11 protein-coding genes and 1 pseudogene are annotated in these 16229 nt (G+C 41.5%); 9 read left to right on the top strand and 3 right to left on the bottom strand.

Going from position 1 to position 16229, the window contains the following annotated elements:
- The first annotated feature begins 863 nt into the window (after window positions 1-863).
- From V7K48_RS13635 to V7K48_RS13650, 4 genes are all read left to right on the top strand, one after another.
- Window positions 864-1673, top strand: coding sequence for an ABC transporter permease (locus V7K48_RS13635; RefSeq protein WP_335073214.1), 810 nt, complete (start codon window positions 864-866; stop codon window positions 1671-1673).
- A gap of 321 nt (window positions 1674-1994) precedes the next feature.
- The gene (locus V7K48_RS13640; protein ID WP_335073216.1) at window positions 1995-3833 is read left to right on the top strand and encodes a bifunctional serine/threonine-protein kinase/formylglycine-generating enzyme family protein; all 1839 of its coding nucleotides are present in this window, start codon (window positions 1995-1997) and stop codon (window positions 3831-3833) included.
- 27 nt (window positions 3834-3860) lie between these two features.
- Window positions 3861-4322 carry a hypothetical protein gene (locus tag V7K48_RS13645; protein WP_335073218.1) on the top strand — a complete coding sequence of 154 codons (462 nt, stop codon included), beginning with the start codon at window positions 3861-3863 and terminating at the stop codon, window positions 4320-4322.
- 880 nt (window positions 4323-5202) lie between these two features.
- Window positions 5203-5877, top strand: coding sequence for a hypothetical protein (locus tag V7K48_RS13650; protein WP_335073220.1), 675 nt, complete (start codon window positions 5203-5205; stop codon window positions 5875-5877).
- Here the strand turns inward: V7K48_RS13650 and V7K48_RS13655 are convergent.
- Window positions 5864-7405: a phytoene desaturase family protein gene (locus V7K48_RS13655; protein WP_335073222.1), complete on the bottom strand. Its 1542-nt coding sequence runs from the start codon at window positions 7403-7405 to the stop codon at window positions 5864-5866. The genes V7K48_RS13650 and V7K48_RS13655 overlap by 14 nt on opposite strands.
- 611 nt (window positions 7406-8016) lie before the next feature.
- Here V7K48_RS13655 and V7K48_RS13660 point away from each other — a divergent pair.
- From V7K48_RS13660 to V7K48_RS13670, 3 genes are all read left to right on the top strand, one after another.
- On the top strand, window positions 8017-8877 hold the full coding sequence (locus V7K48_RS13660; protein WP_335073223.1) for a prohibitin family protein: 861 nt from the start codon (window positions 8017-8019) through the stop codon (window positions 8875-8877).
- Between the two features lie 69 nt (window positions 8878-8946).
- The gene (locus V7K48_RS13665) at window positions 8947-9363 is read left to right on the top strand and encodes a DUF1824 family protein (RefSeq protein WP_334973820.1); all 417 of its coding nucleotides are present in this window, start codon (window positions 8947-8949) and stop codon (window positions 9361-9363) included.
- A gap of 278 nt (window positions 9364-9641) precedes the next feature.
- Complete coding sequence (locus V7K48_RS13670) at window positions 9642-11570, top strand: ABC-F family ATP-binding cassette domain-containing protein (RefSeq protein WP_335073225.1); 1929 nt, start codon at window positions 9642-9644, stop codon at window positions 11568-11570.
- Window positions 11571-12007: 437 nt separating this feature from the next.
- Here the strand turns inward: V7K48_RS13670 and V7K48_RS13675 are convergent, their stop codons facing one another.
- The gene (locus tag V7K48_RS13675) at window positions 12008-12748 is read right to left on the bottom strand and encodes an S-layer homology domain-containing protein (RefSeq protein WP_335073227.1); all 741 of its coding nucleotides are present in this window, start codon (window positions 12746-12748) and stop codon (window positions 12008-12010) included.
- Between the two features lie 366 nt (window positions 12749-13114).
- Window positions 13115-13339, bottom strand: coding sequence for a hypothetical protein (locus V7K48_RS13680; RefSeq protein WP_335073229.1), 225 nt, complete (start codon window positions 13337-13339; stop codon window positions 13115-13117).
- Between the two features lie 102 nt (window positions 13340-13441).
- On the opposite strand from V7K48_RS13680, the gene V7K48_RS13685 reads away from it, so the two are divergent.
- Window positions 13442-14917 carry an NB-ARC domain-containing protein gene (locus V7K48_RS13685; protein ID WP_335073231.1) on the top strand — a complete coding sequence of 492 codons (1476 nt, stop codon included), beginning with the start codon at window positions 13442-13444 and terminating at the stop codon, window positions 14915-14917.
- A pseudogene (locus tag V7K48_RS13690) lies at window positions 14881-16229 on the top strand (hypothetical protein); the annotation flags it as partial. The gene V7K48_RS13685 and the pseudogene V7K48_RS13690, both read left to right, overlap by 37 nt.

Below are 16229 nucleotides of genomic sequence, written 5' to 3' on the forward strand. Positions count from 1 at the left end.
AGAGCAACTTGTCTTGTTAATTGAGATACTAGTACCGCAAGGCGGAAGTCAAAAGTCAAAAGTCAAAAGTCAAAAGTCAAAAGTATTACGAAATAGGCTTTTTAGGGTTTTTAAATGGTTGCTCTATTTACGCCGTATTGTACTAGCTGGATTTACGCGCCCGCTGTACTAGTTCTGGGGCTTTAGAGACTGACAAAGAATAAATTAAGAAGTACAGCAATTTTCAGATAAATAGACCACGCCCTAAGAGGATGTTTGAAAAGCTATATTTGTTACCAAAAGTATCTAATACCCCCCTCAACCCCCCCTTTCTAAGGGGGGGCAAATAGCCTCTTAAAGCCCCCCTTTACAAGGGGGGTTGGGGGGTAATATCACAAGTTGATGTGCTAGACGATACTTTTCAAACATCCTCTAAGGGCACAGCATTGCTCATTGGTGTCAACTTAACGTAAAACTTATGTCCCACAATGAACTGAAGTTCCTTGCTAATAGCTCAAGTCATCTTTAGATGACTAAATAAATCTGAAAAATCTTTAGTCTACTTGAGTAGACTTGAGCTATTAGCCCTGAAATTCATTTCTGGGCGGACGTGGAAGCCAACGGATAAGCGATTTATAGCTTAAGTTGACACCAATAAGCATTGCTGTGCCCCTACAACAGATGTGTTCAAACAAATGAAAACTGGTGTAAATAGAGGAATCCTCACAGATTATATTATTTGTGATTGCAAACAAAATGAAGCGATGTCTACGACGGGCTATTTGGCGTCGCACACAAGAATAGATTTTTTATTAGTCAAAATATTGACTTATTACATAAAACATGATATTTTGGATTGCTATCAATAAAAATCAAATATAAACGTGAATATCTCTCCATCTCTCAAAAAACCGCGTGTCTCATGGCAGGCGGTTTTCTCACTGCTGATATTTGTATTCATGTACCTGCCCATACTGGTACTTGGCTTTTATAGCTTCAATCAGTCACCCTACAGTGCAACTTGGCAAGGATTCACTCTCGATTGGTATGGCAAGTTGTTCAATGACGATCGCATCTTATCAGCTTTGCAAAACAGTATGATCGTTGCTGTTTGTGCAGTGGCAATTTCAGCAGTGCTGGGAACCTTGATGGCGGTTGGGTTAGCGCGTTACCAATTTCCACTGAAGAAATTGTATAGCAGTATTGCTTACCTACCGTTGATTATTCCCGATATTGCGATCGCAGTGGCTACCCTAGTATGTCTAGCGGCGTTTGCAATACCTTTAAGTTTATGGACAATAGTTGCAGCCCATGTGGTGTTTTGTCTCGCCTACGTCGGACTTGTGGTTGCTTCCCGACTTACCAATTTAGATCCCCACTTAGAAGAAGCAGCACTAGATTTAGGCGCTACACCAACGCAAGCTTTCATCAAAGTATTGCTACCTCAATTAATGCCCGGTATTGTAGCTGGTTGTCTCTTGGCTTTTGTTCTCAGCTTAGATGACTTTCTGATTGCCAGTTTTACTGCTGGTAGCGGTTCTAACACCCTGCCAATGGAAATTTTTAGCCGGATTAGAACAGGAGTCAAGCCTGATATTAATGCTCTCAGTGTGATGTTAATTTCAGTATCTGTGATCGTTGCTCTTGTAGCTGAATTACTTCGTGCTTATGGAGAGAATAAAACTTTCAAATAAGAGTCGCAATTGGCAATAAAAATTATAGGTATTTGGTTCTTGGTGAACTTTTTTAGATGGTGAACAACAGCTATATTAAAATCTCGGGTGCATTAAGCTTGCCATAACTTACCAAGATCATGGCAATGTTGCCGGACTTTTTGCCAACAGAACGTCCTAGTATAAATAAGTAAATAAATAGAATTTATTCATCCTTATATCCTCGTGTGAAAGATAGTTTTAAGCACATGAATAAACTTCCGTGTTTGCTTCTCTACATAACTGTTTTCAATTAGATAATATTGGGGCTAACTTTGGAGAAGATGCTATTTCCCCCTGATTATGCAAATCTGCCAAAATCCCAATTGCTCAAATCCATTCAACTCTGATAGCAATAGATTTTGCGTGAGTTGCGGACAAAGCAACTTTGGCAAATTTCTAAGAAACCGTTACCGCGTATTGAGACTTTTAGGTGAAGGTGGGTTCAGCAGAACCTATGCTACAGAAGATGTAGACAGACTAAATGCGCCTTGCGTCATCAAGCAATTTTTCCCACAATTTCAGGGAACAGGACAACGCACTAAAGCAGCAGAATTTTTCAAAGAAGAGGCTTTCCGGTTGTATGAACTGGGAGAAAATCATACTCAAATTCCCAGATTACTTGCTTATTTTGAACAAGGTACTAGCTTGTATCTCGTGCAAGAATTTATTCAAGGAAAAACTCTCTTACAAGAAGTTCAGCAACAAATCTATGGTGAAGAACAAATTTGGGAACTTTTAGCTGATTTATTGCCAGTTCTAGAATTTATTCATACTCATAATGTTATTCATCGGGATATCAAACCAGAAAATATTATCCGTCGTGCAAGTGATGAAAAACCCGTATTAATTGACTTTGGCGGTGCTAAACAGGTAACACAAACCAGTATAGGAAGACAAGCTACAGTAATTTATACTCTTGGTTATGCCCCAACAGAACAAATGGCTGGATTTGCTTGTCACGCCAGTGATTTGTATGCTTTGGGTGTAACTTGCGTGCGTCTTTTAACTCAATGTTTGCCTTTGCAGGATGCTTCTGGACAGATTAATGATCCTATTTATGATGCCATGAATGCTAAGTGGTTGTGGCGCGAAAGGTTACAGAAAAAAGGTATTACTATCACCGATGACTTAGGGAGAATTTTAGATAAATTATTAAAACATCTAGCGAGCGAAAGATATCAAACAGCAATAGAAGTTCTCAACGATTTGAAGTTTACAACAGCGAATATTGAACCTGTTGCCCTAAAAATTGTTTCGATGTCCCAACCCATATTACCGCTGCTACCACAAAAAGTAATAATACCATTACACTCTTTAGAAACCTTTGAGTTTGACGTAGTGACAGTAGACACAGGTGGTAGAGAAGTAAACCGCATCAGCTGTAATGCAAACTTCTTTGCCGAAGAATTGGGTAAGTCTGTCACATTAGAAATGGTATCGATTCCTGGTGGTACTTACATGATGGGTTCATCAGAGTTTGAAGGGGATGCTGACGAACGTCCTCGACATCAAGTTACCGTTGAACCATTTTTTATGGGGAAATTTCCCGTAACTCAAGCACAGTGGAGAGTGGTAGCAGCTTTACCCAAAGTTAAACGAGCTTTAAATCCCCATCCATCGAAATTCAAAGGTCTAGATAGACCAGTGGAAAATGTATCTTGGTATGAGGCTGTAGAATTCTGTCTCAGGCTATCAGAAAAAACTGGACGCGACTATCGTTTACCGAGTGAAGCTGAATGGGAATATGCTTGTCGGGCTGGAACTACAACGTCCTTCCACTTTGGTGAAACGATTACCTCTGAGTTAGTCAGTTGCGCTGTCGAACTAAAAAGCAAATTCCGTAAAGAAACAACAAACGTGGGTAGTTTTGAAGTAGCCAACACCTTTGGATTGTACGATATGCACGGGCTAGTTTGGGAATGGTGTGCTGATTCGTGGCACAACAATTACAACAACGCACCCTTTGATGGAACAGCTTGGGAAGTTGGCGGTGATATTAATCGCCGGGTGCTACGCGGTGGTTCTTGGAGTTTCAGTGCAGAACTTTGTCGCAGTGCCAGTCGTAGCTGGAATGAGTCAGACGGTGGACTGAGGATTTGTGGCTTTAGAGTAGTATTTTCCATAGAGGATATTATTTAGCAATTTCATTCAAAGGCTGTATAAATTGTGAGCAATAGAATTGAGAAAGGTGACATAGTACTTATAAATCAAAGTGGAAAACACTATAAGCAGTTGGGTGAAGTAAGTGAGATTGATTACAATATTTTCTTTGTCAAAATAGTGATAGTAAAGTTAGGTAATCAAGAAGCAAACTTTGAAGAAAAAGATTTACAATTACAAACTAAAAAGCCGAGCTTACAAGAGGTCATTGCATCAGTAGACAAAATTATAGAACAAGTTGAGCAGATTCTCCATTTGCCGACAAAAGAGAAAGTAGAATTACCCAACCGTCTGAAATATCTAAAATTAGATATTCCTAAACTAGATAAGCAATTGATTCAAAAAAACTTTGACAGTATAGATAAAATACTCGCAGCAACAAGAGAAGCAGACTTCTCAGCAAGCTTTTGGCAGGAAATAGAACCTCATTTGGAGAAAATAAACTGGTGGATTAGAACAAGTCTGTGAACTAAGAAATAAGAGGATGTTTTAAAAGTACTTGGCGAATGGAATTCGCTACTACACTAGTATTGTCCACCTCTGTAGACTAATACAAAATCAATGGTTTTCTAACCTGTATAGGCACGATTTATAAGATACTGTTGGCGAATTGATAGGGGGTCTAACCCATCAACTCTAATCCATCTTAATTTCTGGAATTTCAGTGCGTTGAAACGCACTTTAGCTATTAGCCCGCAATTTATTGCAGGGCGGGAAAGCAACACTAAACTAGGGTTTTAGGGGTGAGGGGTTTAACAAGAGAGAATTGACCAACAGTATCATACTATTGGGGGGCTGCCGTCTCCTGAATTTGCGGCAGAGCCACAATCAGGTGCATTTCCAGCCAGAGACTGGAAACGAGAATTTTTTCTTGTGTTTTAGCTTAAGTTGACACGCATAAGCATTGCTGTGCCCCTACCGACGTATTTGTATCATTATTAAAGTGAAACGGTATAAGACAGCGCTTCAAATCTTAATCTAAACTTATCAATAATTAGAGGTCAAACTTATATTTGACCACATCATTGTTAGGTTTAAAGCCAAACAATTGGAATTGGACATAATTAAACGTAACTATATTTTTATCATCTTTTACACCTAATGCTTTATGCCTCATACCCTATGCTCCATCTTGAGTAGTAACATTTATTTTTACCCACTTAATTAATTTTATATTTATAACTGTATGACTTGAAGTTGGATATTAACTTGATAGTTGCTTTATCTCAACTTTAAAAAAGTATATTTTTATCTTTTAAGGCTGGGTTATTAGCAGTAATACCTAATTTTTTAGATTAATAAAGAACGTTTTTGTATATATAATAAGCTACAAATATCAGGAGTATATATGCGTTTTTATCAGCTTGCAGGGGTTCTGGGTTGTACGACAGCAGCTTTTATATCAATTGCACCCATACAGGTAGAAGCTGCAACTTTTAAAGTGATATCTGGAGTCACCAGCATTGATCGTGATCACGAGAATATTCTTAGAAGTATCGGGCTAAACTTGACAGGCAGTAATGATACGATCGCACCAATTCCTAGCAATTATTTAGTTGGCTTCAACATCGACTCAGCTACTAACTTTACATTCAGTGACGAGGGCGGTTTTACTCCCCTCTCAGGTACAATCGAGCATACTGGTAGTGTTACCTTCAATGATAAAATTACTGTTGGTGACTTTTCAATTGGTTTTGCTCCAGGACGTACCGTTAAAGGTGCCAGTGGATTTGTTTTAAAAGACACACTTTCTTTAAATACAATTTTGTTTGATTTGAGTATTTCAAAACCTGTGGCATTTGATGGCAATAATTTAACCATCCCTGATGTTAAATTGTTGATTTCTCCAGAGTTTGCGACTATACTGCAAAAACCTAATTTAACAGGTTTGTTTGCTGGAACTGCACGAATTGATGCTCAAGTTGCTGCCGTACCTGAACCTGACAGTGTATTAGCAACTTTGGTAGCAGGTGCGGCTGTGTTGGCAACTAGATTTTATACTCGAAAAATTAAATGCACTTGATATCTTGAAGCATAGCTAAATGCTTATTAACAGGTGCAAGGGTATTGGCGGCAATCATCCCACTAGCAGCGACTGCTGGTAAACCAATGCCGGGAAATGTTGAGTCTCCACAGCACATCAGTCCTGGTAGAGGTGTGCTGGGGCCAGGAAACATACCAGATCCAGCCTGAATAGCTGGGCCGTAGGAACCTTGGTGACGACGGAGATAACGCTCGTGGGTTAGAGGTGTACCAACAAGTGTGACTTCGCAACGAGAGCGAATATCTGGAATGATCCGCTCTAGCGCTTGCCACATTATTTCTGCACGCGATCGCTTTTGTTCGGCGTATTCCTGCTTCTTTCTATCCATTCCTTGCCACAGAGCATATGGCTCATTACCAGGAGTATACACATGAATCACGTGCTTACCTGCTGGTGCTAAGGATGGATCGAGAGTTGAAGGGATTGATATCACCACAACATTCTGAGGTGCTGTAACGCCCAATTCCCAGTTATTAACTACAATATAATGACACCGCAAATTTGACTGTAATCCTTGAGCATCAATGCCTAAATGTAGATGCATGAAGCTATCACACTCAGGCGTTGCCTGTCGTTTGCTGCGGTACTGTTTGGGTATTGCCTTTTCTGGTAGCAACTTCAGTGTATCCCAAACCGATGCATTAGAAATCACTGCCCGATGCGCCCGAATTTCTTGGCGATCGCGCAGACGCACACCCACCGCACGATTACCTTCTACAAGCACTTGATCCACATGAGCGCCCAGCATCAGCTTCCCACCGTGACGCTCCAATCCTTGGACAAGAGTGTCAACTAAAGCACCACTACCACCAATCGGATATTCAAGAACTGCGTCTGCTCGATACCAGTCGGCAAACATAAATGCTACCTCTGCGGCGCTAGTACCATCTGCTGGTAGCCCAGAAAGTAGAAAACACAGCAAATTCAGCCAATTTCGGGTAAACGAGTCTTTAACAACCCCATCCATAATCTGGCTGAAGGGGCCTGTCAGCTTGATGATATTTGCCACATTTTTTGTCATAGATGGGACAAACGGGCCCACAGTTCTAGCTGCACCAAAATCAAAGCGTAATGCGGCTGGTGGTATAGAAGTTGCTGCATTAGCGAATGGTTCCATAACACGCTGGAGTTCCTGCCATTCGGCTACAGCATTATCACCACGGAATTTCATCAGCACTTCACAAAATTGCTCGGCACCAACCCCGGTGTCAAAATCACCTTCTGGCAGACAACAACCCCAAGTATCATAGGTTACGCATGGTAATTCAGAGCCAATTGCATCTAGCACTTGTCGCAAAGGGTTGGCAGAGGGGCTGTAAGACAGTCCAGAGTAGAGAGACGGGCCCGAGTCAAATTTGAAACCATTGCGCTCAAAAGCATGGGCAGCTCCTCCAGCAATGGTGTGGCTTTCGCAGATTATCACATCAAAGCCATACCGTGCCAAAAGAGCAGCACAACTCAAACCGCCAATACCGCTACCAATGACAACTATATCTGTGTTTTGCATATCCCTTATGTTTGCAACAATGGTTTGGTTTTCAAGGTATGCTAACTAATCCAGAGTTAGCGCGTCTCAAACCCTATTCACAGAGGGATTCTAGCACAAGGGAAGAGTTTGCCAGAGCCACGGCAAACACAGAAACCATGTACTGATCATTTATAGAATTAAGTAGTCACCAGGCAAATTTGTTTACGATACTAGTGTTCATACTCAAGCAAGCGCTAGAGAGGATGCGTAAAATGTTTACGCCTTCTTGATGCCCGATGATATTTTACAGCTATTTTCAAGTAAATAGACTACGCTCTACGGGCACAGCATTGCTGTGCCCCTACGACAGATATGGTTCAAATATATAAAAACTGCTGTAGTACAGTAACACGGCTTTTTGCGGTTTCGTGCAACTGATATTACCAGGTAACAAAATCCTGAGTCTGAAGATTAAAGACTTGATTCAGACAAACTGATGAGAAACTTAAACTAGTACCTGAGTTTACCCAAGTCAAAGCAAAACTTTTGACTATTTACTACTCTCAGATTTATCCGTACTATTTTACTTAGGACGGGCTAAACCATAGCTATCTGCTAACACGACTCAGCACTCAGATGGAGAAAGGAATTTGAAAAATCAGCAATTGGGAAATTGGCAAACCACAGTTTTAGGAATTGTGTTAGCAATATTAGTGGTTCTCGGACTAAATTCCTTTGTGATTATTAACCCTGGACAAGCAGGAGTGATCAGCATCTTGGGTAAAGCTAGAGATGGCGCTTTATTGGAAGGGATTCACGTGAAACCGCCTTTTATCTCCGTGATAGATGTGTATGATTTGACAGTCCAAAAGTTTGAAGTGCCAGCGGAGAGTTCTACTAAGGATTTGCAAAATTTATCTGCGAGATTTGCAATCAACTTTCGCCTCGATCCCATACAGGTCGTTGAAGTTAGAAGGAAACAAGGAACCCTAGCAAATATTGTATCGAAAATCATTGCACCTCAGACACAAGAAGCATTCAAAATTGCCGCAGCCAGAAGAACAGTAGAAGAAGCAATTACTAAAAGAAGTGAATTGAAAGAAGACTTTGATAATGCGTTAGGCGATCGCTTAGACAAATATGGGATAATTGTGTTAGATACTAGCGTAGTTGACTTAGCGTTCTCACCAGAATTTGCCAAAGCAGTGGAAGAAAAACAAATTGCTGAACAGCGGGCGCAAAGAGCCGTTTATGTAGCACGGGAAGCTGAACAAGAAGCACAAGCGGATGTGAATCGCGCCAAAGGTAAGGCAGAATCTCAAAGACTCTTAGCAGAGACGCTCAAAGCCCAAGGAGGACAGTTGGTTCTACAAAAAGAAGCAATTGAAGCTTGGAAGAGTGGTGGCGCTCAGATGCCAAAAGTCCTTGTTATGGGTGGTGACTCAAAAAGCGGCATCCCCTTCATGTTCAACCTTGGGAATGTCCAAAATCAATCTGATTCGAGTAAATAATACTTAGTAAGTTAGGCTAGTCCCAAATCAAACACAACAGAAAAATTAACAAGATAATAATCGAAGTTTATGTCAACCCCTAATCCTCAGAATCTCACCGCCGAAGAAGCAAAAAAATTACTGAACAAATTCAACTGTCTAGACATCGCACCTGTCCTCAAGCCATCAGAAAAATCAGTAATTCGTAGTGCCTTAGTCTTAATTACCAACCTTGCTGATTATCAAATTTTGGGAATTTGTGCTGATACAGCAGAAGAAGGAATACTGGCGATGAAGACCTATTCTTTGGCTTTGGGTTATGAACCACCAAACAATTTACTTACACCTGAAGGCCCAGTTTATATCAAATTAAATGGTAAAAATGGCTTGTGTTATCTCGATTCCTATGCTGGACATCATCGGGGAGTATTAGTATCTTGCCAGTCTTACCATGAAGACGGAATCAACGAAATGTATGGACATTTACCCTTGGATTTATTTGTATAGAATTCTGCGAATGTAGGTAGGGCATAGGTATGGGTGTCAACTTAATATGAAAGCCAGTCTAGAACCAGCTTTTATAGATTATCTCGAGAAGAAGTCTCCGACTGGGAATGCCTAATATGGGGGCTACCGCCTCAAAACTAGCGGCACTGCAATGAGGAGCATTTCCAGACTCAGATGACTGCAAAGGAGGTTTGAAAGGGGTTTGAGCTTAAGTTGACACCAAGAGGCTATAGGTCTAGCCTACTTACTAATGAAAAATAATTAATGACTTAAATCTTATGAGTATTATTACACTCCAGTCAGTAACAAAAGACTTTGGCATCAAAGAAATTTTAAAAGATGCCAGCTTTAGCCTAGATGCTACCGATAAAGTTGGCTTAATTGGTACTAACGGTTCTGGGAAATCAACCTTATTAAAAATGATTGCCGGGTTAGAATCGATTGATAGTGGTCAAGTTTTAGTCAACTCTGGTTCTAAAATCATTTATTTATCCCAGCAGCCAGATTTAGATGAAAATCACACAGTTTTAGAGCAAGTTTTCGCTGACAGTGGCGAACACATGGCCTTAGTGCGTGAGTATGAAGAACTCTCAGATAAATTAGCTCACTATCCAGATGATAGCCAACTGATGTCTCGCCTTTCTGTGGTGATGCAACGGATGGATACGAGTGGTGCTTGGGAACTAGAAACCAACGCTAAAATCATCCTTACAAAATTAGGAATTTCTGACTTTGATGCCAAAATAGGCACTTTATCTGGAGGTTATCGCAAGCGTATAGCTCTAGCATCGGCGTTGCTAGCAGAACCAGATATTTTGCTTATGGATGAGCCGACAAACCATCTCGATGCTCTTTCTGTTGAATGGTTACAAAGTTATTTAAATCGCTATCGTGGTGCGCTTTTTCTGATCACCCACGATCGCTACTTTTTGGATCGTGTTACCAATCGGATCATTGAAATTGATCGAGGCGACATTTACACTTATACAGGTAACTATTCATATTACCTGGAAAAGAAAGCTTTAGCTGAAGAATCTGCTGTAAGTACTCAACGTAAACATCAAGGCGTATTGCGGCGCGAGTTAGAATGGCTCAAAAAAGGGCCGAAAGCCAGAAGTACTAAGCAAAAAGCTAGAATTGATCGCGCTCATGCTCTGCGAGATACTGAATTTAAACAAGTTCAGGGTAAAGTTGATATTTCTACAGTTGGTCGTCGCATCGGCAAAAAAGTTATTGAATTAAATAACATTTCTAAAGCTTATGATGGACGTACCCTGATTAATAATTTTACCTACGAATTTAGTCCAGAAGACCGCATCGGCATCATCGGCGCTAATGGTGCAGGTAAATCCACTTTAATGGATATGATTACTGGGCGGGTTAAACCAGATTCTGGCATTGCGGAAATTGGTACTACAATTCACATCGGTTATTTTGACCAGCATTCTGAAGAATTGCTCACAGCCTTAAACGAAAATCAGCGCGTGATCGACTATATCAAAGAAGAAGGAGAATTTGTCAAAATTACCGATGGTACTCAAATTACTGCTTCCCAAATGTTGGAGCGGTTTTTGTTTCCTGGTAATCAACAGTATGCCCCAATTCATAAACTTTCTGGTGGGGAAAAACGCCGTTTATTTCTGTTGCGGGTTCTGATGAGTGCGCCCAATGTCTTGATTTTAGATGAACCGACGAACGATTTAGATGTGCAGACATTGGCAGTACTAGAGGATTATTTAGAGGATTTTGCCGGGTGTGTAATTGTAGTTTCTCACGATCGCTACTTTCTTGATCGCACCATCGACACAGTATTTTCCTTTGAGGAAGGCGGTAATCTCCGGCAATATCCAGGTAATTACTCGATTTATCTGGACTATAAGAAGGCTGAAGAAGCACAGCAGCAAGCTGCTAATACTAAGGAAAAGCCTAAAAATGTCGAAGCCCAAAATGGTGCGACTTCACCCAAAGATGTAGAGAATGCAAAGCGACGCAGGTTATCCAATTGGGAAAAAAAAGAATTTGAGCAGTTGGAAGGGAAAATTGCCCAGTTAGAGGCTGAGAAAGCAGAAACCGAGAAAACACTAGCGAATGTCTCACCGGGGAATTATAGCCAAGTACAGAAATTGTATGAACAGGTGGAAAATCTTAAGCTAGCGATCGATGTGGCGACTGAACGCTGGTTAGAATTAGCTGAGATGGAGTCTTAATATCTTTGACGTGAATTCGACGAACCTCTCCCTGCCTTGAACTAAAGTTCAAGTCTGTCCCTCTCCGAGTCGGAGAGGGACGGTTTTGCGTAGTAAAACCTCTTAGAGGTCTTTTTATTCAGCTGTGTAGGTTGGGTTGAGGAACGAAAAACATTAAGAGACCTCTTGCATAAGTCGAATAGACCCCCCTTAATCCCCCTGATATATTGGAGGGAAACTTGAAATCTTGCCCCCTCCCCAACACATCGGGGAGGATTGGGGAGGGGTGATTCAAGGATTTTTGCAAGAGGTCTAATGATTCGGGGACGACTCATACAGCAGTTTTATTGTGGATGGCATACACTACTTTACGATTATTCTTAACAGAACTATTGCTTACTCCTGCTTTTAATACATTAAACAACGCAGAGTTGGGCTTACCCTGGCTATAATTGATCTTACCTCTTAAAACAGTTGAGCATCCGTAATGTGGCAGCTGCTGCATAATTGCGCTTTGCCGCAAGATTAGGAGAAAAGGCATTTCCTGTTTCATTCAATGGAGAAGCTACACCGCAGTAAGCAGACATTTCTTTAATCGGATTCTGCGCCCAATGATTAGATATATCATTAAAAGCTACTGCCTGCTGCTTGGCTTTTATACTTGAACTTCCGGCATTTTGCCCATATTCAGCCGCTTTACGCAATACCGCCATCAACTCAGCACGGGTTACTATTTGGTTAGGACGAAAAGTGCCATCAGAATAGCCGAGTATAATCCCGTTTGATTTTGCCCAGTCAATCATTGCAGCACTCCAACGATTTACGTTTACATCCCGATAAGGTTTGCTAGTCACTTTCAATAAGTTTGCTGCTGGTGGTGGTGGGTCGTATGGCACAGTCAAAGGACTGACGGATAGCTTACTGAGCGCGTTTATTACCATCGACAGCATCTGTTCTCGTGTTAGTTCTAACGTGGGACGGAACGTATTATTAAAAGTGAAGCCTGCAATAATCCCTGTTTGAACAGCCTCTTGAATCTCTTTGGCATAGACATCATTGCTAACATCAGTAAAGTTTATAGGCACGTTAGCAAGTACTGGTTTAGTGGTAAAAGCGCATAACAATATAATGGCAGTAGCATTTCCAAAAGTTTTGGTATTTATATGACTCAAAAAGAAGTTAAAAATTAGTTTGAGCATAAGGTTTTATCATAGATTAAATGCTTATTATTGTAGACGTTGCTCTTTTTTAGAAGGTTTCTTAAAGTTATTAGTTATACCTGAAATTGCGATCGCTTTTAGAGAATATTTATAAACTCGCTGAGTGACTAGAAGTCGCAGCTACACAAGACTTTACCCACCGACTTGAGTTTCCAACCCTCAATTTTTCCTTAGAGGTTGTTTGAAAAGTCGTGATTGATGTATCAAATATTTTTTTACCCCACCCTAACCCTCCCCTTGTAAAGGGGAGGGAACTAGATTTCTTTTTCCCCCCTTTATAAGGGGGGATTAAGGGGGGTAATGCGACTTATGTGTACACCATAGCTTTTTAAGGGAGGAACCGATTCATCTTTTACTCTTGCTTTTTAGAGAATCGTTTTTCTCCCTTTTATCCTGCAAGCTACGGATTTTAACCAGCACTGGAATATACTGTTGAATTATCCAAATCAACGCCTCAAGGGATGAGTTACCTTGGTCAATTCGGCTTTTAGCTTGTAAACCAATCAAGAATAGTTGCATTGCCAGCAACAAAGCAATGGTTTTACTGAGAATATGACGCTTAATTTGCATTTGTTTGTACCCCAAAGAGTTGATAGATACAGGTTCTCTTTGGGGTTGTGTCCCTAAGCAAATACCCCAAGGTAGCTGAAAATGCCTTAGAATCTGGATTACATGAGTTTGGGGTGGGAGTTTCAATATGGGGTAGCCCCAAACTTCTTACTCAATTTTTTGGATGTAATGCCACGAACTACCTATGGGCCTGAGATTCAAAAGCGAGTTAAGCGTCTGCTAAAGACGTTGCTTTGTTTTGTCGATGGAGAATTTGAGGACGGTAATTTTAAAATTGAGTCCGACTGGAAAGAAGAAGACAGCGCTAACCCCAAGCTGACTGTGCAGACTACGTTAATTGCGTTGGAGTTGCTGACGCAAAAAGATAAATGTCCTGGCAAATTAACTAAAGCGCAAATTCGAGAAGCACTGAATTTGCTGAAGGATTTTTTGAAGATTTTGGAAGATAACCGTCTCCAAACTCAAGGTTCTGATGACTGGCGCTTTACTTTAAAGCTATGGTCAAAGGATAGAGAGAAGAACCTGAAAGGGTTTGATGAAGCGTGGGAAAAGAATAGACCAAAGAAATCGAAAAAATTAGCAGCTAATTCCACCCAAGATGAGGGTGTTGCTACTGTACCCCAAATTAAACTTACTCTATTTCAAGCGCCACCTTTACCCACATACTTTGTAGAACGCCCAGAGTACAGCGATGATTTAAAGGCTCGTCTTTTAAATGGTTCATCGTCTGATAGTCGCACTTTGGTAATTACTGCGATTCACGGTTTGGGTTCGGTGGGCAAATCTACTTTAGCTGCGGCTTTAGCCCATGATGCAGAAATACAATCTCGTTTTTGTGATGGCATTCTTTGGGCAACATTAAGTCAACAACCCAATGTGCTTGCTTTACTTAGTGGCTGGGTGCAAGCATTAGGAGACTATAGCTTTAAGCCTACAAGTGTTGAAGCAACTTCCTCGCATTTGCGGACTCTGCTTTATGAAAAGGCTGTGTTGCTGGTGGTAGATGATGCTTGGAATACCGAAGATGCACAAGCATTTAATTTTGGTGGGGTGCGTTGTCAAGTTTTAGTAACTACTCGTGAAGCTCACATTGCCGATGCTTTAGCAGCCAGCATCTACAGTCTGGATATAATGAAACCAGACCAGGCAATGGAATTGCTGACGAAGAAATTAAGACGCGAGATTATAGGCATAGAACGTCACTCAGCAGAAAATTTAGCCAAAGGCGTTGGTTATCTTCCCCTAGCATTGGAACTCGCAGCCGCCGAAGTTGCCTGTGGTACGACTTGGAATGAACTGTTGGGAGATATTCAGCAAGAAGTAGCCAGATTAACAAGTTTTGACCGACCGGAAGCCGAAGAAATTATTGATGAGGCTAGTTTAAAACGCCTGAGTTTAACGGCATCATTAAATTTGAGTGTCAAGAGAATGCCACCAGAAAAGCAGCAGCATTTCTCTTGGTTAGGGGTATTGCCGGAGGATGTCAACATTAATAAGATGATGGCGGCAACGCTGTGGCAGATGGATAAGCTACTGCCAAGATGTTGCAATATTTACGGAATAAAGCATTGCTATTAACAGGAATACCGCTTGCTGATGGTATGCCTACCTATCGCTTACATGACTTATTCCACGATTTAGCTTGTAATTTGTTAACTGCTCCCTCTAAGCCAAAGCGCCCAGGAAATTTGGCTGGGTTGGGTTTAAACCTTGCTGATGCTCATGCTGGTTTGTTGGAGAAATATCAGCAGAAAACCAAAAATAATTTATGGCATAGCTTGCCCGATGATGGTTACATTCATCAGCATTTAGTTTGGCATTTAGAAAAAACTGGACAGGTAGAAAAGATTCACCAGTTATTACGGGAGGAGTCGGCAACTGGGAATAATAGTTGGTATGAAGTGCGGGAGAAATTGGGACAAACAGCGGGTTACATTACAGATATTTCTCGTGCTTGGGAATTAGCAAAAGCAAATTGGACTGAATCAATCTTGCCTCACATAATAAGTTTGCAGTGTCGTTATGCTCTGATTACTGCATCTCTTAATAGTCTGGCAGCTAATGTACCAGCAGAACTGCTGGTTGCACTAGTCAAAAACAATTTCTGGACTCCTGAACAAGGACTGGCTTACGCTCTACAAAACCCAAATCCCAATCAGAAAATTAATTCGCTGACAGAACTAGTCGCCTATTTGCCACCAAATCTTCAAGACTTAGCACTGCGAAAGGGACTCTCTACCGCCAGGGCAATTCAGTCTGATAGCGATCGCGCCAATTTCCTGATAGCATTAGCAAACAAACTAACACCAAAGTTTTTACCAGAAGCACTCTTTGCCGCCAGGACAATTCAGTCTGAGGAGTATCGCGCCAATTTTCTGATAGCATTAGCGGACAAACTAACACCAGAGTTGTTACCAGAAGCCCTAGAGGCGGCGCTGGCGATTCTGAATGAGAAGTATCGCGCCAATGCCCTGAGTGCATTGGCCGACAAACTGCCACCAGAGTTGTTACCAGAAGCCCTAGAGGCGGCGCTGGCGATTCTGAATGAGAAGTATCGCGCCGATGCCCTGAGTGCATTGGCTGACAAACTGCCACCAGAGTTGTTACCAGAAGCACTCGAAGCCGCCAGGGCAATTCAGGATGAGAAATATCGCGCCGATGCCCTGAGTGCATTGGCCGACAAACTGCCACCAGAGTTGTTACCAGAAGCACTCGAAGCCGCTAGGGAAATTCAGTCTAAGACATCTCGCGCCGATGCCCTGATTGTATTAACTGACAAACTGCCAGAGTTGTTGCCAGAAGCACTCGAAGCCGCCAGGGCAATTCAGGATGAGAAATATCGCGCCGATGCCCTGAGTGCATTGGCCGACAAACTGCCACCAGAGTTGTT

The organism is Nostoc sp., assembly GCF_036919615.1.
Taxonomy (GTDB): Bacteria; Cyanobacteriota; Cyanobacteriia; order Cyanobacteriales; family Nostocaceae; genus Nostoc.

What these genes read in the sequence shown, in the direction of transcription:
- V7K48_RS13640 (WP_335073216.1), top strand. Translation starts at nt 1,995, where the DNA reads ATGCAAATCTGCCAAAATCCCAATTGCTCAAATCCATTCAACTCTGAT.
- V7K48_RS13650 (WP_335073220.1), top strand. Translation starts at nt 5,203, where the DNA reads ATGCGTTTTTATCAGCTTGCAGGGGTTCTGGGTTGTACGACAGCAGCT.
- V7K48_RS13655 (WP_335073222.1), bottom strand. Translation starts at nt 7,405, where the DNA reads ATGCAAAACACAGATATAGTTGTCATTGGTAGCGGTATTGGCGGTTTG.
- V7K48_RS13665 (WP_334973820.1), top strand. Translation starts at nt 8,947, where the DNA reads ATGTCAACCCCTAATCCTCAGAATCTCACCGCCGAAGAAGCAAAAAAA.
- V7K48_RS13670 (WP_335073225.1), top strand. Translation starts at nt 9,642, where the DNA reads ATGAGTATTATTACACTCCAGTCAGTAACAAAAGACTTTGGCATCAAA.
- V7K48_RS13675 (WP_335073227.1), bottom strand. Translation starts at nt 12,748, where the DNA reads ATGCTCAAACTAATTTTTAACTTCTTTTTGAGTCATATAAATACCAAA.
- V7K48_RS13680 (WP_335073229.1), bottom strand. Translation starts at nt 13,339, where the DNA reads ATGCAAATTAAGCGTCATATTCTCAGTAAAACCATTGCTTTGTTGCTG.
- V7K48_RS13685 (WP_335073231.1), top strand. Translation starts at nt 13,442, where the DNA reads ATGAGTTTGGGGTGGGAGTTTCAATATGGGGTAGCCCCAAACTTCTTA.